Here is a 15,412-nt window from a genome sequence, read left to right on the forward strand (position 1 = left end):
CGAAATTGTATCTTCGTCCGCTTTTTTAAAAAATAAGAAAGCATCTCATCTCTCATTATCCAAACCAAATGCATCAAGTATCCAAAGCACTTTGGAAATAGTGAATACCAGATGTACTTAAAGTATACATGCGGCTTGAAACCTGGCCCTTTTCATCCTTAGCACCGCAATATTAGTTAATTACGTGATATAATAGATAATCCGAGCTACAGTATAAACAAAAAGCATAAGTAGGAGGTTTATAAATGGATAACAATGATATATTAATTAGACTTAGGTATGCTTTAGATATAAAAAATAAAGATATGATAGAAATATTTAAACTTGGCGGAATAGAAGTAGCGAAAGAAGATTTACCAAAAATACTTACAAAATCAAAAGATGAGTACGATGAAGAAGTGCATGTAGAGGAAAATGAGGATCAGATTAAATGCAATAATAAGATGTTAGAGTCCTTTTTAAATGGCTTCATTACTTTTAAAAGAGGTAAACAAGATCCAAAACCAGGACAACCAGAAAGTCCTGAACCTCCTGAAAAAAGTGCTAATAATATGCTTCTTAAGAAAATGAAAGTAGCACTACAATTAACAACGGAAGATATGCTTGATATCCTTGATGATGGTGGTATCGCTGTATCAAAAGGCGAATTAGGCGCTATTTTAAGAAAAGAAGGACATCGAAATTATAAAGTTTGCGGGGATAATTTCGCACGAAAATTCTTAAGGGGATTAGCTGTAAAACATCGAGACAAAACGACTAGCAAAGTAACGGAATAGCACCGTAACATTGTTGTTAAAAGAATAGTGTAAAGTTGTTATAGCATCAATTTAGGTGTTTATAACATCTGTTTAGGATTTAAAAGTCTCTCTCTTCGGAAGGGACTTTTTTGTGTTGTATCGATTATCCTTGAAGCAATACAAGCACGAATATTGAGAATCATTTTTTATAATTGTATGATGAACTACGACTGGGAAAATTTAATTCATTTTTAAAAGAGGGGGCAATGACGATGGAAATTGGAATAACAACGTTTGTAGAAACAACGCCAGATGTACATACAGGTAAAGTGATTAGCCACGCTGAACGTATTCGTGAAGTTGTGGAGGAGATTGTGTTAGCAGATAAGGTAGGATTGGATGTTTTTGGAGTAGGAGAGCATCATCGTGAAGATTTTGCATGTTCTGCACCTGCTGTTTTGTTAGCTGCAGCTGCATCACAGACGAAACAAATTAAACTGACAAGTGCGGTTTCCGTATTATCATCAGACGATCCAGTACGTTTATATCAAGAGTTTTCAACGGTTGATGCAATATCCAATGGACGTGCAGAAATCATGGCAGGTAGGGGATCATTTATTGAATCATTTCCTCTATTTGGTTATGACCTACAAGATTATGATGAGCTATACGACGAAAAATTAGATTTATTATTGAAAATTAGAGAATCTGAGAAAGTGACATGGAGTGGTAAACATCGTCCATCTATTAACAACTTAGGGATTTATCCTCGACCAGTTCAAGCTCAGATACCGGTATGGATTGCTAGTGGTGGTACACCACAATCTGCTGTAAGAGCTGGGGTTCTTGGGCTACCTCTCGTACTAGCTATTATTGGTGGAAGCCCATTACAGTTTGCTCCAATTGTCGAGTTGTATAAGAGAGCAGCAAAACAGGCAGGTCATGACGTTTCAAAGCTGAAGGTTGCCTCTCATTCTCATGGTTTTGTAGCTGAGACAACAGAAAGTGCAAAAGAAAAATTTTATCCACCAACTGCACAAGTGATGAATGTTCTTGGGAAAGAACGCGGTTGGGGACCGTACACGCGTAAAACGTTTGATGAAGCTAGTAGTTTAGAAGGTGCTTTATATGTAGGGGACGTAGCTACAGTAGCGGAAAAAATCATTTTCCTTCGTAAAAACGTTGGCATTACTCGTTTCATGCTTCATGTACCAGTCGGTTCTATGCCACATGAGGATGTGTTAAGAGCAATAGAGCTATTAGGAACAGAAGTGGCGCCAATTGTGAGAGCTGAAATTGATCGTTGGGAAATGGAAACGGAAAATACGTTATAGAGAAATGTTTAAAATATATCGAAGCACCCACTTTTTTAAAAGGCGGAGTGAATGAGATATTGGGTTCCGATTGTAACGAAATGTTAATAGAAAACGTCTATTTATGTACAGTTATTTTCGGGAGGGAAAAAAATGAAAGAAATAATTGGTGTAATACTTTTATTGAGCGTTTTATTGTTTGGATGTACAAATGAAGATAATGCACTTCAAGTACAATCTCAAGAGAAAGTTGCGTCAGAAACAACGAATACTAGTGAGAACGAGGAAGAGAAGGTATTGGGTGTCGTTGAAAAGTTTGGAAAAAGTCTTCAAAATGTGTCCTTATTAGGTCCGAAAGAACAACTGGAAGAGAATATGCAGGATAATTATGGCGATATCGTTTCTCCCGAGCTTATAAAACAGTGGATGACAGATCCACCCAAAGCACCTGGAAGATTATTTTCCAGTCCTTGGCCAGATCGGATTGACGTATTAAACAAGGAAAAAATTTCTGAACATGCATATGCAGTACGCGGTGAAATAATTGAAATAGCTAATAAAGATGAAGTCGTTAGTAAAATTCCTATAAACCTCGTAGTCGAAAAAGTAAGAGACCAATGGCTTATTAATGAGGTTACTCTCGGAACGGAAGAACAGATTGATTCCATTAAATATAAAAACAATGAATATGGTTTTATATTTAAATTACCAAAGACTTGGGAAAATTATTCGATTGTCAGGGATAAATGGGAAGGACTAGCTATATCTACATCCGAAGGTGAAAAAGTTGTAGAGACAGGGCCAATAATTTCACTCCGACATCCTATGTGGACTTCGGAAAATCCACGCCAAGATATTCCGATTATGATTTTCACTATAGAGCAATGGAATTTAATGAAGCAGGAGAAATTCCATATAGGAGCGGCGCCTATCGGACCATCCGAGTTAAACCGTAATGATAAATATGTTTTTGCAATACCTGCCCGCTACAATTTCGCATTTCCCACAGGTTATGAAGAAGTTGAAAAGATTTTAGAAGGTAAACCATTAGTTGTAGATGGTGTATAAAAGCAGGAAAGTGGAATTGAAACAATAAAAACGAACTACTCGCAAAAGTTCTTTATAGTTTAGATATGAAAAATGCAACTAGCGGCTGAAGCTACACTTTCGGCCGCTTTTTACTTCATTAAATACTGTCCACTTATGTCTGAGAGGAGTTAGGAATAATAAAGAAGGAAAAATGTGCATTTAAGCGAATTAAATAATATCCAATCAAATAATAAAAAGCGAAAAAATAAAGGAGATGTACAATGCAAAATAACTATAAAAACTGTCAAAGTTGCGGAATGCCATTAAAAAGTGATGAAAATGGTGGAGGAACTGAAGCGAATGGACAAAGAAGTAATATGTATTGCAGTCACTGTTATGAAAATGGAGCATTCACGTTACCAAACATTACAGTAGATAGGATGAAAGAAAAAGTAATGGATAAAATGGTAGAGATGAAATTTCCGAAGTTTGTAGCAAAAATTTTTACGAGAAATATTCAAAAATTAGAGAGATGGAAAAACTAAAGGAAAAATAAACCGTTCGCAAAAAAGCTTAAGGCTGTATTAAAAAGAAATATACGGAGTAATAAAGGAGATTTACTTATGAAAAGCAAGTCGCTTACTTATACCAAAAGAGATGCAAGATAAATACAATGAAATCACTGAAATGATAAGTGCGTTTTGCGAAGAAAATTTAAACGAAGAGTACAAACTGCTATGTTTTAAAGTTGTGTGCAGCATTATGTAGGAAACGCCAATCGCCTCTTGCAAAAGGAAAAACGAACATATGGGCATGTGGCATCGTTCATGCAATAGGTACTGTTAATTTCTTATTTGATCCAGATCAAAGTCCTAACATGAAAGTAAAAGAACTTTATGAGAAATTTGGGGTAAATGGCAGTACTGGAAGTGCAAAATCAAAACTAATAAGTGATCTGATGAAAATAGGGATTTTCGATCCTAATTGGTCATTACCAAGTAAGATCGAGAACAATCCAATGGTATGGATGGTTTTAGTGAATGGTCTCCTAATAGACGTTCGATATGCAGCTAAGGAGATTCAAGAAGAAGCATACAAAAAAGGATTGATACCATACCTCCCGGAATAGATATACGGTTTCAGTCAAATTATGTTTCAACCAGCTACAATGGTATCCAGATCATTGTAGCTGGTTTTTTATTTCTTCTTTGCGACCAAGGTATTCAAGAAATATTTGCAGTATCTACTATATAAGCCACTTCATCTATGTTCCTTACCCAAGTACGAATTGAAGAACAATTGTATACTTTAATCTCACTTAACTGCAGAAAGATTGATTGACCCGAGAGTAAAAATAACCGTCAAAACCTAATTAGAGGGGACGGTTATTTCTTTTTGTATTGTGAAAAGAATCGTTTAAAAAAATAGTTTTCAATTTATTATCAAGTTTCAAATTAACAAAAGAGGGTAAAAAAAGTCTATGTGTACACTGCAAAAAATGAGATTTTAAAAAGAATGAAGTAAAACTATTTTTGATTTTTTAATACTTTTTATATACTAAATATTGCTTTAAATAAGAACTTTAGTATTTGTTATATCCTTAACCTTTCAGGGCATAATAAAAATCATGGCGAAAATAACGTGTCAAATTAACGTAAAGAACGAAGAATCCGTAAGAGCCAGCTACATAATTTGGGTGTTAAGATACTTTATTCAACATAACTTCTATAATTATGTTGAAAAATATTAAAACATCGTGGAGGTATCAGTTTGGACTCGATTTTTGTAACTTATATTAAATATTTTAATTTTTTTATGTTCCTATTTTTCACATTTATGTATTCTTATCAGATATTTTATATGTTTATTGCATTTAAGGCTAAACAAAATAAGAATTTGGAAATTAAGAAGGTTCATCGTCATAAATATGCAGTGATAATACCAGCGCGAAATGAAGAGCGAGTCATTGAACATCTTATTAAAAGCATAAAAAATCAAAAATATCCCAAGCAATTGATAGATATTTTTGTTGTAGCAGATAACTGTACCGATCATACAGCCCAAGTTGCAGAGAAAGCTGGAGCTATTGTCAAAGAGCGTTTCAATAAGATTCAGATAGGTAAGGGATATGCCCTAGACTTTATACTAAAAATAATTGAAAGTGAATTCTCATCTAGAAAATATGATGGATATATTGTGTTTGATGCAGATAATCTCCTTGATGAAAATTATATAGCGGAGTTAAATAAAACATTTAATCAAGGATACAAAGTAATCACCAGTTATAGAAACTCTAAGAATTATGATCAGAATTGGATATCTGCTGGATATGCACTTTGGTTCCTTCATGAGGCAGAATATCTTAACCTTCCCAGAATGGTTTTAAACACTAGTTGTGCAATTTCTGGAACAGGCTTTCTAGTACAAGCAGATTTAATCAAAGACAATGGTGGCTGGATCCACCATTTACTTACGGAAGATATCGAGTTTTCCGTTTCTGAGATTATTAAGGGCGAAAAGATTGGATATTGTAGAAATGCAATATTCTATGATGAGCAACCAGTCACCTTCTCACAGTCATGGAATCAGCGTTTACGTTGGGCGAAAGGTTTTTATCAGGTCTTTTCTAAGTATGGAAAAAGCCTAATTAGAAATATTTTTCGAGGAAAGGGTAACCGGTTTTCATGCTTTGATATGACTATGATGGTAATGCCAGCTGTTCTCGTTTCCAGTGTTTCTATTATTGTTAATGGATTGTTTTACTTGGCAATTTTTTTAGGAATATTTGGTGGTAAAGAGATGATTCCTCAAGCTTCTCTTGGAATATTACTTTCTTTTGGGTGGTATTATGGAATACTTTTTCTTATTGGTTTAATAACCACGATAACGGAATGGGAAAAAATTCATTGTTCAAGGTGGAAAAAAATAGCTTATACAATAACTTTTCCTTTTTTTATGTTTACGTATATACCAATTTCTGTCGTAGCCTTGTTTAAGCATGTTGAATGGAAACCAATTGCTCATACCGTAGTGAAATCACTTGACGATGTACGATAAAGGTACAATAGAATCTTCCAAAAGAACATTGAATCCCGAGACACTATAGAGAGGCAGGTCGTGACTAAGGTCATGATTTGCCTCTCTTTCTAATAGGTTTTGTATTTGAGGTCTCTTGTTATTTTCTTCTGTTTTATTGACTAAAACGTGATTGCGAGTCTTAACTACAAAAGGTAATGTGCTTATTTCGGATGGAACTATTAGAAAAAGTAAAAAAATTTATTAAAAGTAAAAATATTAGAATCTATTGTTTTTTATTTTCTAGGAATATAATTTATTTAGATAAATAAATCATTCTATTAATTTGATATAGAAGGAGAGAATTATATGGAGAAGAAGAATCTTGAATTAGCAATTCAATTACGTCATGAATTACACCAACATCCTGAACTCTCGAATCAAGAGGCTTGGACAAAAAAACACTTAATTGATTTTTTGAAAACGCATACAAAATTAGAAATTGTAGATAAGGGTCAATGGTTCTATGCCATTTATCGTGCTGGTGAAGATAAAAAGAATATTGCATACAGAGCGGATTTTGACGCACTCCCAATGCCAGAAGTAATTGAAATACCACACGCATCACAGATTCCAGGTGTTTCTCATAAATGTGGACATGATGGTCATTCAGCAAGCTTAGCAGGATTTGCATTAGAGATTGACCAAAACGGCGCCGATAAAAACATCTTCTTCCTCTTCCAACATGCAGAGGAAACTGGTGATGGAGCTCTACAGTGTGTATCTTTTATAGAGGAAAATAACATTGAAGAGATTTTTGCTTATCATAACATGAGTGGAATGGCTTTAAAATCAGTGAACATAATTGACGGTACAACACAATGTGCATCAAAGGGGATGACAATCCATATGGAAGGGGCACCTGCCCATGCAAGTCAACCTGAGGATGGAGTAAATCCTGCTTTCGCTATAGCTAAAGTTATTGATGCTATTCCCGATTTTATATCACCTGACAGTAACAAAGGTATCGTTTTATGTACAGTTGTTCAAGTAGATATAGGAGAAAGAGCATTTGGATTAGCTGCTAGCAAGGGAAACTTGCTATTAACGATCCGTGCATTATACGAAGCAGAATTAGACAAACTACAAAAGAATCTCGAAGATTTTGCTTGCTCTCAAGCTGAAAAGTATGGACTAAAAGTAAGTTTTTCATATAATGATACTTTTCCGGAAACTGTGAACCACAAGGAAAGCACGCATAAGATACGAACGGTTTGTGAAAATAAAGGGTTCCAATTAGTTGAAATGACACAAGCATTTCGTGCCTCTGAAGACTATGGCCATTACTTGAAGCAGACAAAAGGAGCAATGTGCTATATTGGAAATGGAGAAAATTATCAACATGTTCATACATATGAATATGACTTTCATGATGAAATAATTGAAACTGCTGTTGAACTTTTCAAAGGTATAGCTGAATTATAAAACTTATTCAACAAAGAAATTAAAGAAAGCGACAAAGAGCTGCCTCACATGAGGTAGCTCTTTGTCTGTAGAACAATGTTTAGACTTGTATTAATTCGGCAAGCTCATTCGTGGACTTGGCTTCTGTAACTTTGTAAAAAAGATTGATTATTTATAATAATGATCTATTTGGCAATTTGATGAAAATGATGTTTTTGTTCAGCAAATGGAATTGTTCTGTAAAGTTTCAGATTTAAAATTAGAATACCTTCTCCGATTTCTTCTAAAAACTTTGGTTAAGAACAAAGTAATAATAATCGACGTACTAACATATCATTCAAAGGATCTATACGTTTTTCTTTCCATTGCGGAAGCGACTTAGCTTTGGACGCTGATATCCTAAAAATAATACATAATCTTCAGAAAAGTGTTGACAATCAGAAATAAGTAATGATACCCTATAGTAGTTAGATATTCAAATTAGAAATGGAGGTACGGAAAATGACTACATTTAGAACTTTAAAAAATAATTGTATAGTGATTTCGTGCCCAACCGCTAATTATTTTTTTATAAATAATTAATACGGACGGCATGTTATGCCGTTCTTTTTCTATGAGCACACGCTTATGTAAAGAAGCGTGTGCTCTTTTGTGTGCATTTTTAGAAAATTTGGTGTTTTCGCGCATTGCGTGTTGCATATATAAACAAAATAACAAGAAAAGGAGTGCTGGTGATGATGATCATGAAACAGCGAAGAAAGTTATTAAAAAAGGAATCTCTCGAAAGTGGATAGCACCGGTTGGGGAAAGAAAAACCCCAGTTGACTAAAATGATGCTATTGGTTTAATCGGAAAAATAATAAATGAAGGAGGAAAAAAAATGATGATACCAAAAATGAGTGGTAAGCAGATTAATAAATTTGTAGGAAAAAATAAATTGGAGTCGCCAACACACTATTTAGGTGAAAAGAGGCTAACAGGAATGGTGCTAGCCACACCTTAACAATATAATTGGACTTCTCCTTAAGGAGAAAAATAATGTTTACCATTAACGATATAGAATATGCAAAGCAACGGATGGCTGACTTGGAAAAGGAAGCAAGACAATATAAATTAGGACATAACTACCTATCTAGAAAAAAGAAAATCCAAAAATCTTATTTGAAAAGAGTCTTGAGTTATTTTACACGCGTAAATTCAAAATAACCTTCAGAATTGGTAACGATAAGTTGACATAAAGTGAACCTTTAATCAGTGGGGGTATTACTGCCAGTTAATGCGGTATAAAGAACCCATTTAATTCGTTACGGCGCTAGGGACGCCCCTCGCCATAAGCCAAGCAGCTTCACCGCTGTTCTGATGACTTCGGCTACCCCTGTTAAGGCTCCTGCACTTAGTTCGTTTAGATATTCATTTGTTCGATTTATATAGATAGTAGTCAATTACCTATTCATAACTAAGAAAAGATCTCTAGAGCGTATGAGTACGCACTAGAGATCTTTTTGATTAGAAATATCGATAATTAAGTGAGAGGTACCCGCGTTCTAACACGATTATTGCTGGAAATGGAGATATCCGTTCAATAGGCGGGGCAAAAGTATATGAAGATGCTGTTATAAAAGTAACTGTAATATGGGATGGCTTTAAAGAGTCATTTGAACTACATAATAATAGTAAGTAACTTTATTGAACGGGTGCTTTAGCAGAACAAGGCTGTCAGCAGAAAGCCATTATCCTTTTTCAACTTAAGCGACAGGTTAGTGAAATAAGAAATGGTTTTATTACGTAGGTTACTAATTACTAAAGAGGTGGTTTGAAAATGAAGTTGAGAGTGTTGTTTGGTATTTTTCTTATAATTAGTTTGACAGCTTGTTCATCAACCAAACAAACTGTTATTGCGGATGAGGTTATCTTCTATGGCGAGGGAGAACATTGGAATGTCAAGTATATTTACAATCCTGAATTGTATGATGAAAAAAAAGTAAATTGGGTTGAAATCGAATTGAAAGATTTAGAACTATCGCAGGGAGATTAATCTACCATGTGTGCTTCCCGTAAGGGAGCGACAGTCAGTGGTGCACCGTGGTCGTTGGAGTCAGAATAACGGATGGGCTCTAACGCACCATAGTATATTCAATTAAAGCATTCTTGTATAAAAAGTTTGAGCATTTTTGTGACATTTATTCCATTAAATCCTGATTATGGTACAACCCAGTAATTTAAACGACTTTATAGTTGAAGCTATTTTATAAAAAATTATTGTACTAAAGCAACAGGATAGTGGAAGAATGTTTGTTGACTCTAGTTAGAGATAATTGATAATATAGTTGCATGAAATTATATATAAAAAAGGATGACAGTCATGAGAAAAGCAGTGAAATAAGCCTCCTAAGATAAAATTAAGTATATTAGGAGGCATTGAATATGAAATTCAATATTATTAATCGTGACAATTGGTATCGAAAAGAATACTTTGAACACTTTTTACAACAACAAACAACTTTCAGTATAACCAATGAAATAAATATTACTATTCTTATGAAAAACCTAAAGGAAAAGAATTATAAGTTATATCCTGCGTTTATTTTTATGATTACAAAAGTAGTTAATTCCCACAGAGAATTTAGAACTAGTTTTAACTATGAAGGGAAGTTAGGTTACTGGAAAGAAATTGTGCCCTCTTATACAATTTTTGATAAGAAGACATGCACGTTTTCGGGCATCTGGTCACCAAATTTAGTTAATTTTTCAGAGTTTCATTCTCAATATGAAAAAGATGTAGAAAAATACAATGGTATGGGTAGTTTATTTCCAAAAACACCTTTTACAGCATTTAATTTAAATATTAATAATGGTGGTAATTTTCTCTTACCAATAATAACTGCAGGGAAATATTCACAAGTAAATGATGAATTATTCCTACCTGTCTCTTTACAAATTCATCATGCAGTTTGTGATGGTTATCATGCGAGTGTTTTTATGGATGGCTTACAAAGACTTGCTGATGAAAGTGCAGAGTGGATTTAGTTCTTAATCAAAAGAATATAAAGGGACTGTCATATCAGTTCCTTTTTTTATTGAGGTAAAATAAAGTTTGTGAATAAATGTACTTAAACAAACGGGTGCTTTAGTTAAGTATTCGCTTCCCAAAATAATCAATCTTTATTCCAACTCAACAGCTTCAGCCTCCTCGTCACTTTGTACCTGAGGGGTCTTCAGCTAAGCCATTCCAACAAGAGTCTAGAGTAATCTGTGAGGTTACTAAAAAATGCTATGTGCATATTTTAGTAAGTAGTAAATAACGTATATCCAACTTAAACAGCCGTGTATAATAGCCCAACCTATAGATTTATATGCCGTATACGAAATAACCATAGAAAGGCAAGTTCCAAAACTTATTCCTTTTTTAATGACATTAACTGTTTTTTGATTGCTATTATTTTTCAATTCTTGACCCTCCCTTCTTTATATCTTCTATTCATTACGAAGTTTACTAGTATTAAGAATGTATTCCTAAACCTACCTATTCATACTGTTATTTACTGAGCAATTTTAAATATAGCAAAGGGATTTTGTGTACGGAACACGAATAATACCTAAAAGAAAAGAAAAATAGAATTTCGTAGAAGGGCTGGTGAGAATTTGGGAGCCTCGTTTCAGATGTTTTCGGCGGCACATATCAGTGCAATTGTGGGGCTATGCTTTCTAATCATACTAGTATTTCTAACAAAAAAGAGATGGTCATTTCCAGCGAATAAAATTCGGTTAATAGAACGTCTTTTTGCACTGTCATTATTGACAATGGAAATTGGGTATCATATTTGGCTCTATCAAACCGGAAGGTGGAATTGGGGTAATTCACTGCCACTTGAATTATGCAGTATTAGTTTAATCTTCACGATAATTCTTTTGTGGACAGGAAATAGGCATGTATATGAGTTTGTTTTTTATGCTGGCATTGGAGGAGCACTTCAAGCGGTAGCAACACCAGTTTTAGATTTAAGTTTTCCTCATTTCAGGTTTTTTCACTTTTTTTATACGCATTTCGGAATTATTTTAACTGCACTTTATTTCACTTGGGTGAAGGGTTACCTTCCTACATTTAAAGGAATCATTAAGACGATGGTTGCGTTAAATATATTACTTCCTTGTATACTTGTGTTAAACATTTATCTGAAAGGAAATTATATGTTTTTGAGTAAAAAACCAGCTAGTGGGAGTATACTTGATTTTTTAGGTCCGTATCCGTGGTATATCTTATCGTTAGAAATAGTTGCATTTTTAATTTTCATATGTTTATTTATAATATTTAGAAGACCAATAAAAAGGAGTGCATCAACGTGAATAATCTTACGAAAATTAGCATATTAAGGCCAGCAAATGAAGTATTTGAATCCTTCGTAGACCCTTTAAAGATTGGGAACTTTTGGTTTACGTCGAGTTCGGAAAGATGGGAACAAGGAAAAGCTATTACATTGATATATGACGAATACAATGCAACGGTGGATATAAAAGTGATGGAAATCATAGAGAATGAGAAAATCGTATTTAAATGGGGGACTCCCGAGGATGAACATATTGTTACCATTTCGTTGAGTGAGTTAAATAACAGCCGTACGATTGTAGAAGTTAACGAAGAAGGATTTAAAGAAAACGATGAAGAGTTAATAAGTAAATTGATAGATAATAAAGAAGGCTGGGTATATATGTTGACCTGCTTAAAAGGTTTCTTGGAATTTGGAATAAAAGATTTGAGAAGTGGAATAGTGAAGTGACTATCTCTTGGATACCAGGTTCTATATAGATTTTAAATTCTATGTGAACCTGGAGCCAAAAAATTAATTATTCGGTATTTACTTACTTTATTTTATAAGAGTTACAGGTAAATGTTGTTTGAAATCTTATATAGTTATAGAGTGTACGAGCGTGTCTACCTTTTTGAGTATAGACATTTATTTTGGGATGCAGTTGGCGGAGAAATTCACGATCACATTCACACCGATTTCTGCTCCTACTGTAACATTCATCATGTGCTTTACAAGCTGCATCGACATCATTTATTGGGGCACCTGGTCCACTGCAACCTGGTCCACACCATTTGTATCCTGGAAATACACAAAAACGTAAGCCCCTCTTTCTTCTTTGTGACAAATCTACCACCTCCCTTAAATTATTTCTATAAGCTTCTAATATAAGCTATTCTATAATCTGTGTTATTGCATCAACAAGTACCTAGGAGTTTCACATTTTATTTATATGAAACCATTAGAATCTAAATTTAATACATACAATGAATTTTAGAAAAGAGGAATATTAATGAGAATCGAAAAGTTGAAAAATGATAGAGTTCTTCTTTTTGTAGAGTCTGCAAGAAGCATAGAATGGAGCTAGATGAATCCTTTTTATATGATGAAGTTTTAAAAGATTTTGAGACGAATGATGAAAATCCTACTTATATAGTTACTAATCATCTTAGGAGGAATAGCATTAGCTCTTTACGGTATTATCGCTACTTTTCAAATGTTTCCTTCCTTTGGTAGAGTATATGCTACCTATGGTGGTGTATTTATCGTATTGTCTGTCCTTTGGGGATGGGGAGTTGATAAAAAGGTGCCTGATATTTATGATTGGATTGGAGCTTTGATATGTATCGTTGGGGTTTCAGTTATGTTGTTTGTTCCTAGAAATTAGTAAGAAAAGGGCATTTCATAAGTAAATGAAAAATAAAATCGGGAGTCCAGGTACCTTTCTAGGTACTCGGACTTCCGTATTTTATTTGTGTAAGATGAGAAAAAGCTATATGAAAAGAGATTATCAAAAGCTCGGTGAGTATGAATTGGTGAAATAAGCAGTTAATCAATATTTAGGAATCTGAGAAGTTGCTCTGGTTCTTTTTTTTTGTAAAGGAGTATAATAGATGCATTAGTCAAAAAATTCATTCTAATAATTATGAGGTGTAAAAATGGCAATTGAAAAAGTTCGAGATTATTTTGAGGATTTTGGAATAGCATATAAGATAAAGGAGCTTGATGCATCAAGTGCAACAGTAGAACTTGCTGCCCAGGCTTTAAATGTAGAGCCAGCGCGCATTGCAAAAACACTTTCTTTTAAAAAAGATGAAAGTTGTATTTTAGTAGTTGCTGCAGGGGATACAAAAATTGATAATGCAAAATTCAAGGCGACATTTGGAGTGAAAGCTAAGATGCTTTCTCCTGAGGAAGTCCTAGAACAAGTAGGACATGCTGTTGGAGGGGTTTGTCCATTTGGAATTCCCAAAAATATATTGGTTTACTTAGATGAGTCACTGAAAAGATTTGAAACTGTTTTTCCTGCATGTGGCAGCAGTAATAGTGCAATTGAACTTACCTGCGGGGAGTTATATACATATGCTAATGGGGAAGAATGGGTAGACGTTTGCAAAGGGTGGGAATGAAAAAATTGAGAGGTTGATAGGATGTATGAATGAACATAAAATAACTAAATCTCTATTTTTAATTGTTTTAATTAGTGTAACGATGTTAATAAGTGCGTGTAATAGCGGATCAAATACAGAAGAAGTTCAATCGAAAGAAATACTAGCATATTTAACTAACTATGATGAAAAAACAAAGACATTAACGTTTGATGAGATAGAATGGATTGATCAATCTGATACCGAGAGAATAAAAGAATTAGGATTAAATCCGGAATCAGATTTTCCAAGTGGGTTTCAGATTTATAATGAGTCAGAACAAACCAACAGTTTGAAAGTGTCTGATGCCGTAAAAACTGACGTCGTGAATGGATTTAATCTTCAAGAGCCATTGCAAATAGATATACAAGAACTAGCTTCATATATCCCAAAAGAGGGAGCCCCTTTTTACTTAACAATCCAAAATAATAAAATTAGTAAGATTTCTGAAAAGTACACACCTTAAAATACCAACCCCGATCCATGTAATTATGATTCGGGGTTATTACATGAATAAAGGAGATTTTTATGGACATAACTTTTAAAACACCAGCGGGAAGATTTAATTATCGTGTAGCAGGATTACTGATTCACGAAGGCAAATTGCTCATCATGCAAGATGAAAATCAGCCTTACTATTATGTGCCAGGCGGTCGTGTTATGTTGCATGAAACAAGCGAAGATGCGATAAAACGAGAACTAAATGAAGAACTTAATATAGAAGTGAATATAAACCGCATGCTATGGATAAATGAAAACTTTTTCGAAGAAGCTACTTTGAATGAACGTTTCCATGAAATATGCTTTTTTTATTTAATAGAGCTGAAAGACAAAGAGATCCTAGTAAATGGCGATGAATTTGTTATAAATGAAAATGAAAAAATACATACGTATTACTGGAAACATTTAAATGAATTGCAGGATATCAATATATTTCCACTTTTTTTGAAAGAGAAAATATCAAACTTACCATTGTTTATAGAACATATTTTATAGATAGTAAGAGATTAATTAGAGAATCGATCAATCTCTTGTAACAATCGATCAATCTCGCAATAGAATCGATCAATCTCGCAATGAAATCGATCAATCTCTTGTGATAATCGATCAATCTTTCGCAAAACGGCATGGCGAGCATTTAAATGAATGGTATTAATCACCTTTGATTTGTTCATCCTACAACAGAGGAGGTGTGATACAATGGCACAAGTCATTCTTTGTGAAGTCAATAATTGTACATTTTGGGGTTCTGGAAACAAATGCAACGCAGACGCAATTTATGTTGTAAGTAGCAAAGGTAAACAAGCATCGAATAGTGAAGAAACAGATTGTAAAACATTTGAACCGGAATCTTAAGTTGCTAACACCTCATTGTGGAAGCTCATGGACTTTAGTTCATGAGC

General features: G+C 34.0%; 19 protein-coding genes and 1 pseudogene. 18 read left to right on the forward strand and 2 right to left on the reverse strand.

Annotated features, from left to right (window positions below; genetic code table 11):
• Nucleotides 1-245: 245 nt before the first annotated feature.
• From ACTSKG_RS16560 to ACTSKG_RS16620, 13 genes are all read left to right on the forward strand, one after another.
• Entirely contained in the window at nucleotides 246-776 is a 531-nt protein-coding gene (locus tag ACTSKG_RS16560; protein ID WP_464755644.1) for a YehS family protein, read from the forward strand.
• Nucleotides 777-1,009: 233 nt separating this feature from the next.
• Nucleotides 1,010-2,071 carry an LLM class flavin-dependent oxidoreductase gene (locus tag ACTSKG_RS16565; protein WP_464755646.1) on the forward strand — a complete coding sequence of 354 codons (1,062 nt, stop codon included), beginning with the start codon at nucleotides 1,010-1,012 and terminating at the stop codon, nucleotides 2,069-2,071.
• Between the two features lie 132 nt (nucleotides 2,072-2,203).
• The gene (locus ACTSKG_RS16570) at nucleotides 2,204-3,118 is read left to right on the forward strand and encodes a hypothetical protein (protein ID WP_464755647.1); all 915 of its coding nucleotides are present in this window, start codon (nucleotides 2,204-2,206) and stop codon (nucleotides 3,116-3,118) included.
• A 242-nt stretch (nucleotides 3,119-3,360) separates the two neighbouring features.
• Complete coding sequence (locus tag ACTSKG_RS16575) at nucleotides 3,361-3,624, forward strand: zinc ribbon domain-containing protein (protein WP_464755648.1); 264 nt, start codon at nucleotides 3,361-3,363, stop codon at nucleotides 3,622-3,624.
• Between the two features lie 203 nt (nucleotides 3,625-3,827).
• A complete protein-coding gene (locus ACTSKG_RS16580) occupies nucleotides 3,828-4,208 on the forward strand; it encodes a DUF6398 domain-containing protein (RefSeq protein WP_464755649.1) in 381 nt (126 codons plus the stop codon).
• Between the two features lie 731 nt (nucleotides 4,209-4,939).
• Nucleotides 4,940-6,136 (forward strand): glycosyltransferase family 2 protein, encoded by a 1,197-nt coding sequence (locus tag ACTSKG_RS16585; protein WP_464755650.1) that lies wholly within the window; start codon nucleotides 4,940-4,942, stop codon nucleotides 6,134-6,136.
• A 327-nt stretch (nucleotides 6,137-6,463) separates the two neighbouring features.
• Nucleotides 6,464-7,579 carry a M20 metallopeptidase family protein gene (locus tag ACTSKG_RS16590; protein WP_464755651.1) on the forward strand — a complete coding sequence of 372 codons (1,116 nt, stop codon included), beginning with the start codon at nucleotides 6,464-6,466 and terminating at the stop codon, nucleotides 7,577-7,579.
• A gap of 859 nt (nucleotides 7,580-8,438) precedes the next feature.
• Nucleotides 8,439-8,561: a hypothetical protein gene (locus tag ACTSKG_RS16595; RefSeq protein ID WP_464755652.1), complete on the forward strand. Its 123-nt coding sequence runs from the start codon at nucleotides 8,439-8,441 to the stop codon at nucleotides 8,559-8,561.
• Between the two features lie 35 nt (nucleotides 8,562-8,596).
• Entirely contained in the window at nucleotides 8,597-8,764 is a 168-nt protein-coding gene (locus tag ACTSKG_RS16600) for a hypothetical protein (protein WP_464755653.1), read from the forward strand.
• A 613-nt stretch (nucleotides 8,765-9,377) separates the two neighbouring features.
• The gene (locus tag ACTSKG_RS16605) at nucleotides 9,378-9,593 is read left to right on the forward strand and encodes a hypothetical protein (protein ID WP_464755654.1); all 216 of its coding nucleotides are present in this window, start codon (nucleotides 9,378-9,380) and stop codon (nucleotides 9,591-9,593) included.
• Between the two features lie 389 nt (nucleotides 9,594-9,982).
• Nucleotides 9,983-10,585: a chloramphenicol acetyltransferase gene (locus ACTSKG_RS16610; RefSeq protein ID WP_464755655.1), complete on the forward strand. Its 603-nt coding sequence runs from the start codon at nucleotides 9,983-9,985 to the stop codon at nucleotides 10,583-10,585.
• 633 nt (nucleotides 10,586-11,218) lie between these two features.
• A complete protein-coding gene (locus tag ACTSKG_RS16615; protein ID WP_464755656.1) occupies nucleotides 11,219-11,902 on the forward strand; it encodes a YwaF family protein in 684 nt (227 codons plus the stop codon).
• Nucleotides 11,899-12,333 carry an SRPBCC family protein gene (locus tag ACTSKG_RS16620; protein WP_464755657.1) on the forward strand — a complete coding sequence of 145 codons (435 nt, stop codon included), beginning with the start codon at nucleotides 11,899-11,901 and terminating at the stop codon, nucleotides 12,331-12,333. Before ACTSKG_RS16615 ends, ACTSKG_RS16620 begins: the two co-directional genes overlap by 4 nt.
• Before the next feature lie 82 nt (nucleotides 12,334-12,415).
• On the opposite strand, the gene ACTSKG_RS16625 is transcribed toward ACTSKG_RS16620, so the two are convergent.
• A complete protein-coding gene (locus ACTSKG_RS16625; RefSeq protein ID WP_464755658.1) occupies nucleotides 12,416-12,718 on the reverse strand; it encodes a phospholipase in 303 nt (100 codons plus the stop codon).
• A 309-nt stretch (nucleotides 12,719-13,027) separates the two neighbouring features.
• Between ACTSKG_RS16625 and ACTSKG_RS16630 the strand changes: the two are divergent.
• The 4 genes and pseudogenes from ACTSKG_RS16630 to ACTSKG_RS16645 all read left to right on the forward strand — a co-directional run.
• A pseudogene (locus ACTSKG_RS16630) lies at nucleotides 13,028-13,249 on the forward strand (YnfA family protein); the annotation flags it as partial.
• Nucleotides 13,250-13,520: 271 nt separating this feature from the next.
• On the forward strand, nucleotides 13,521-13,991 hold the full coding sequence (locus ACTSKG_RS16635; protein ID WP_464755659.1) for a YbaK/EbsC family protein: 471 nt from the start codon (nucleotides 13,521-13,523) through the stop codon (nucleotides 13,989-13,991).
• 25 nt (nucleotides 13,992-14,016) lie between these two features.
• Nucleotides 14,017-14,475 (forward strand): hypothetical protein, encoded by a 459-nt coding sequence (locus ACTSKG_RS16640; protein ID WP_464755660.1) that lies wholly within the window; start codon nucleotides 14,017-14,019, stop codon nucleotides 14,473-14,475.
• A 62-nt stretch (nucleotides 14,476-14,537) separates the two neighbouring features.
• Entirely contained in the window at nucleotides 14,538-15,005 is a 468-nt protein-coding gene (locus ACTSKG_RS16645; protein WP_464755661.1) for an NUDIX hydrolase, read from the forward strand.
• An 11-nt stretch (nucleotides 15,006-15,016) separates the two neighbouring features.
• Here the strand turns inward: ACTSKG_RS16645 and ACTSKG_RS16650 are convergent, their stop codons facing one another.
• A complete protein-coding gene (locus ACTSKG_RS16650; protein ID WP_464755662.1) occupies nucleotides 15,017-15,184 on the reverse strand; it encodes a hypothetical protein in 168 nt (55 codons plus the stop codon).
• A gap of 25 nt (nucleotides 15,185-15,209) precedes the next feature.
• On the opposite strand from ACTSKG_RS16650, the gene ACTSKG_RS16655 reads away from it, so the two are divergent.
• Entirely contained in the window at nucleotides 15,210-15,365 is a 156-nt protein-coding gene (locus ACTSKG_RS16655) for a DUF1540 domain-containing protein (RefSeq protein ID WP_464755663.1), read from the forward strand.
• The last annotated feature ends 47 nt before the right edge of the window (nucleotides 15,366-15,412 follow it).

It is taken from the genome of Psychrobacillus syltrankelensis, from assembly GCF_055454035.1.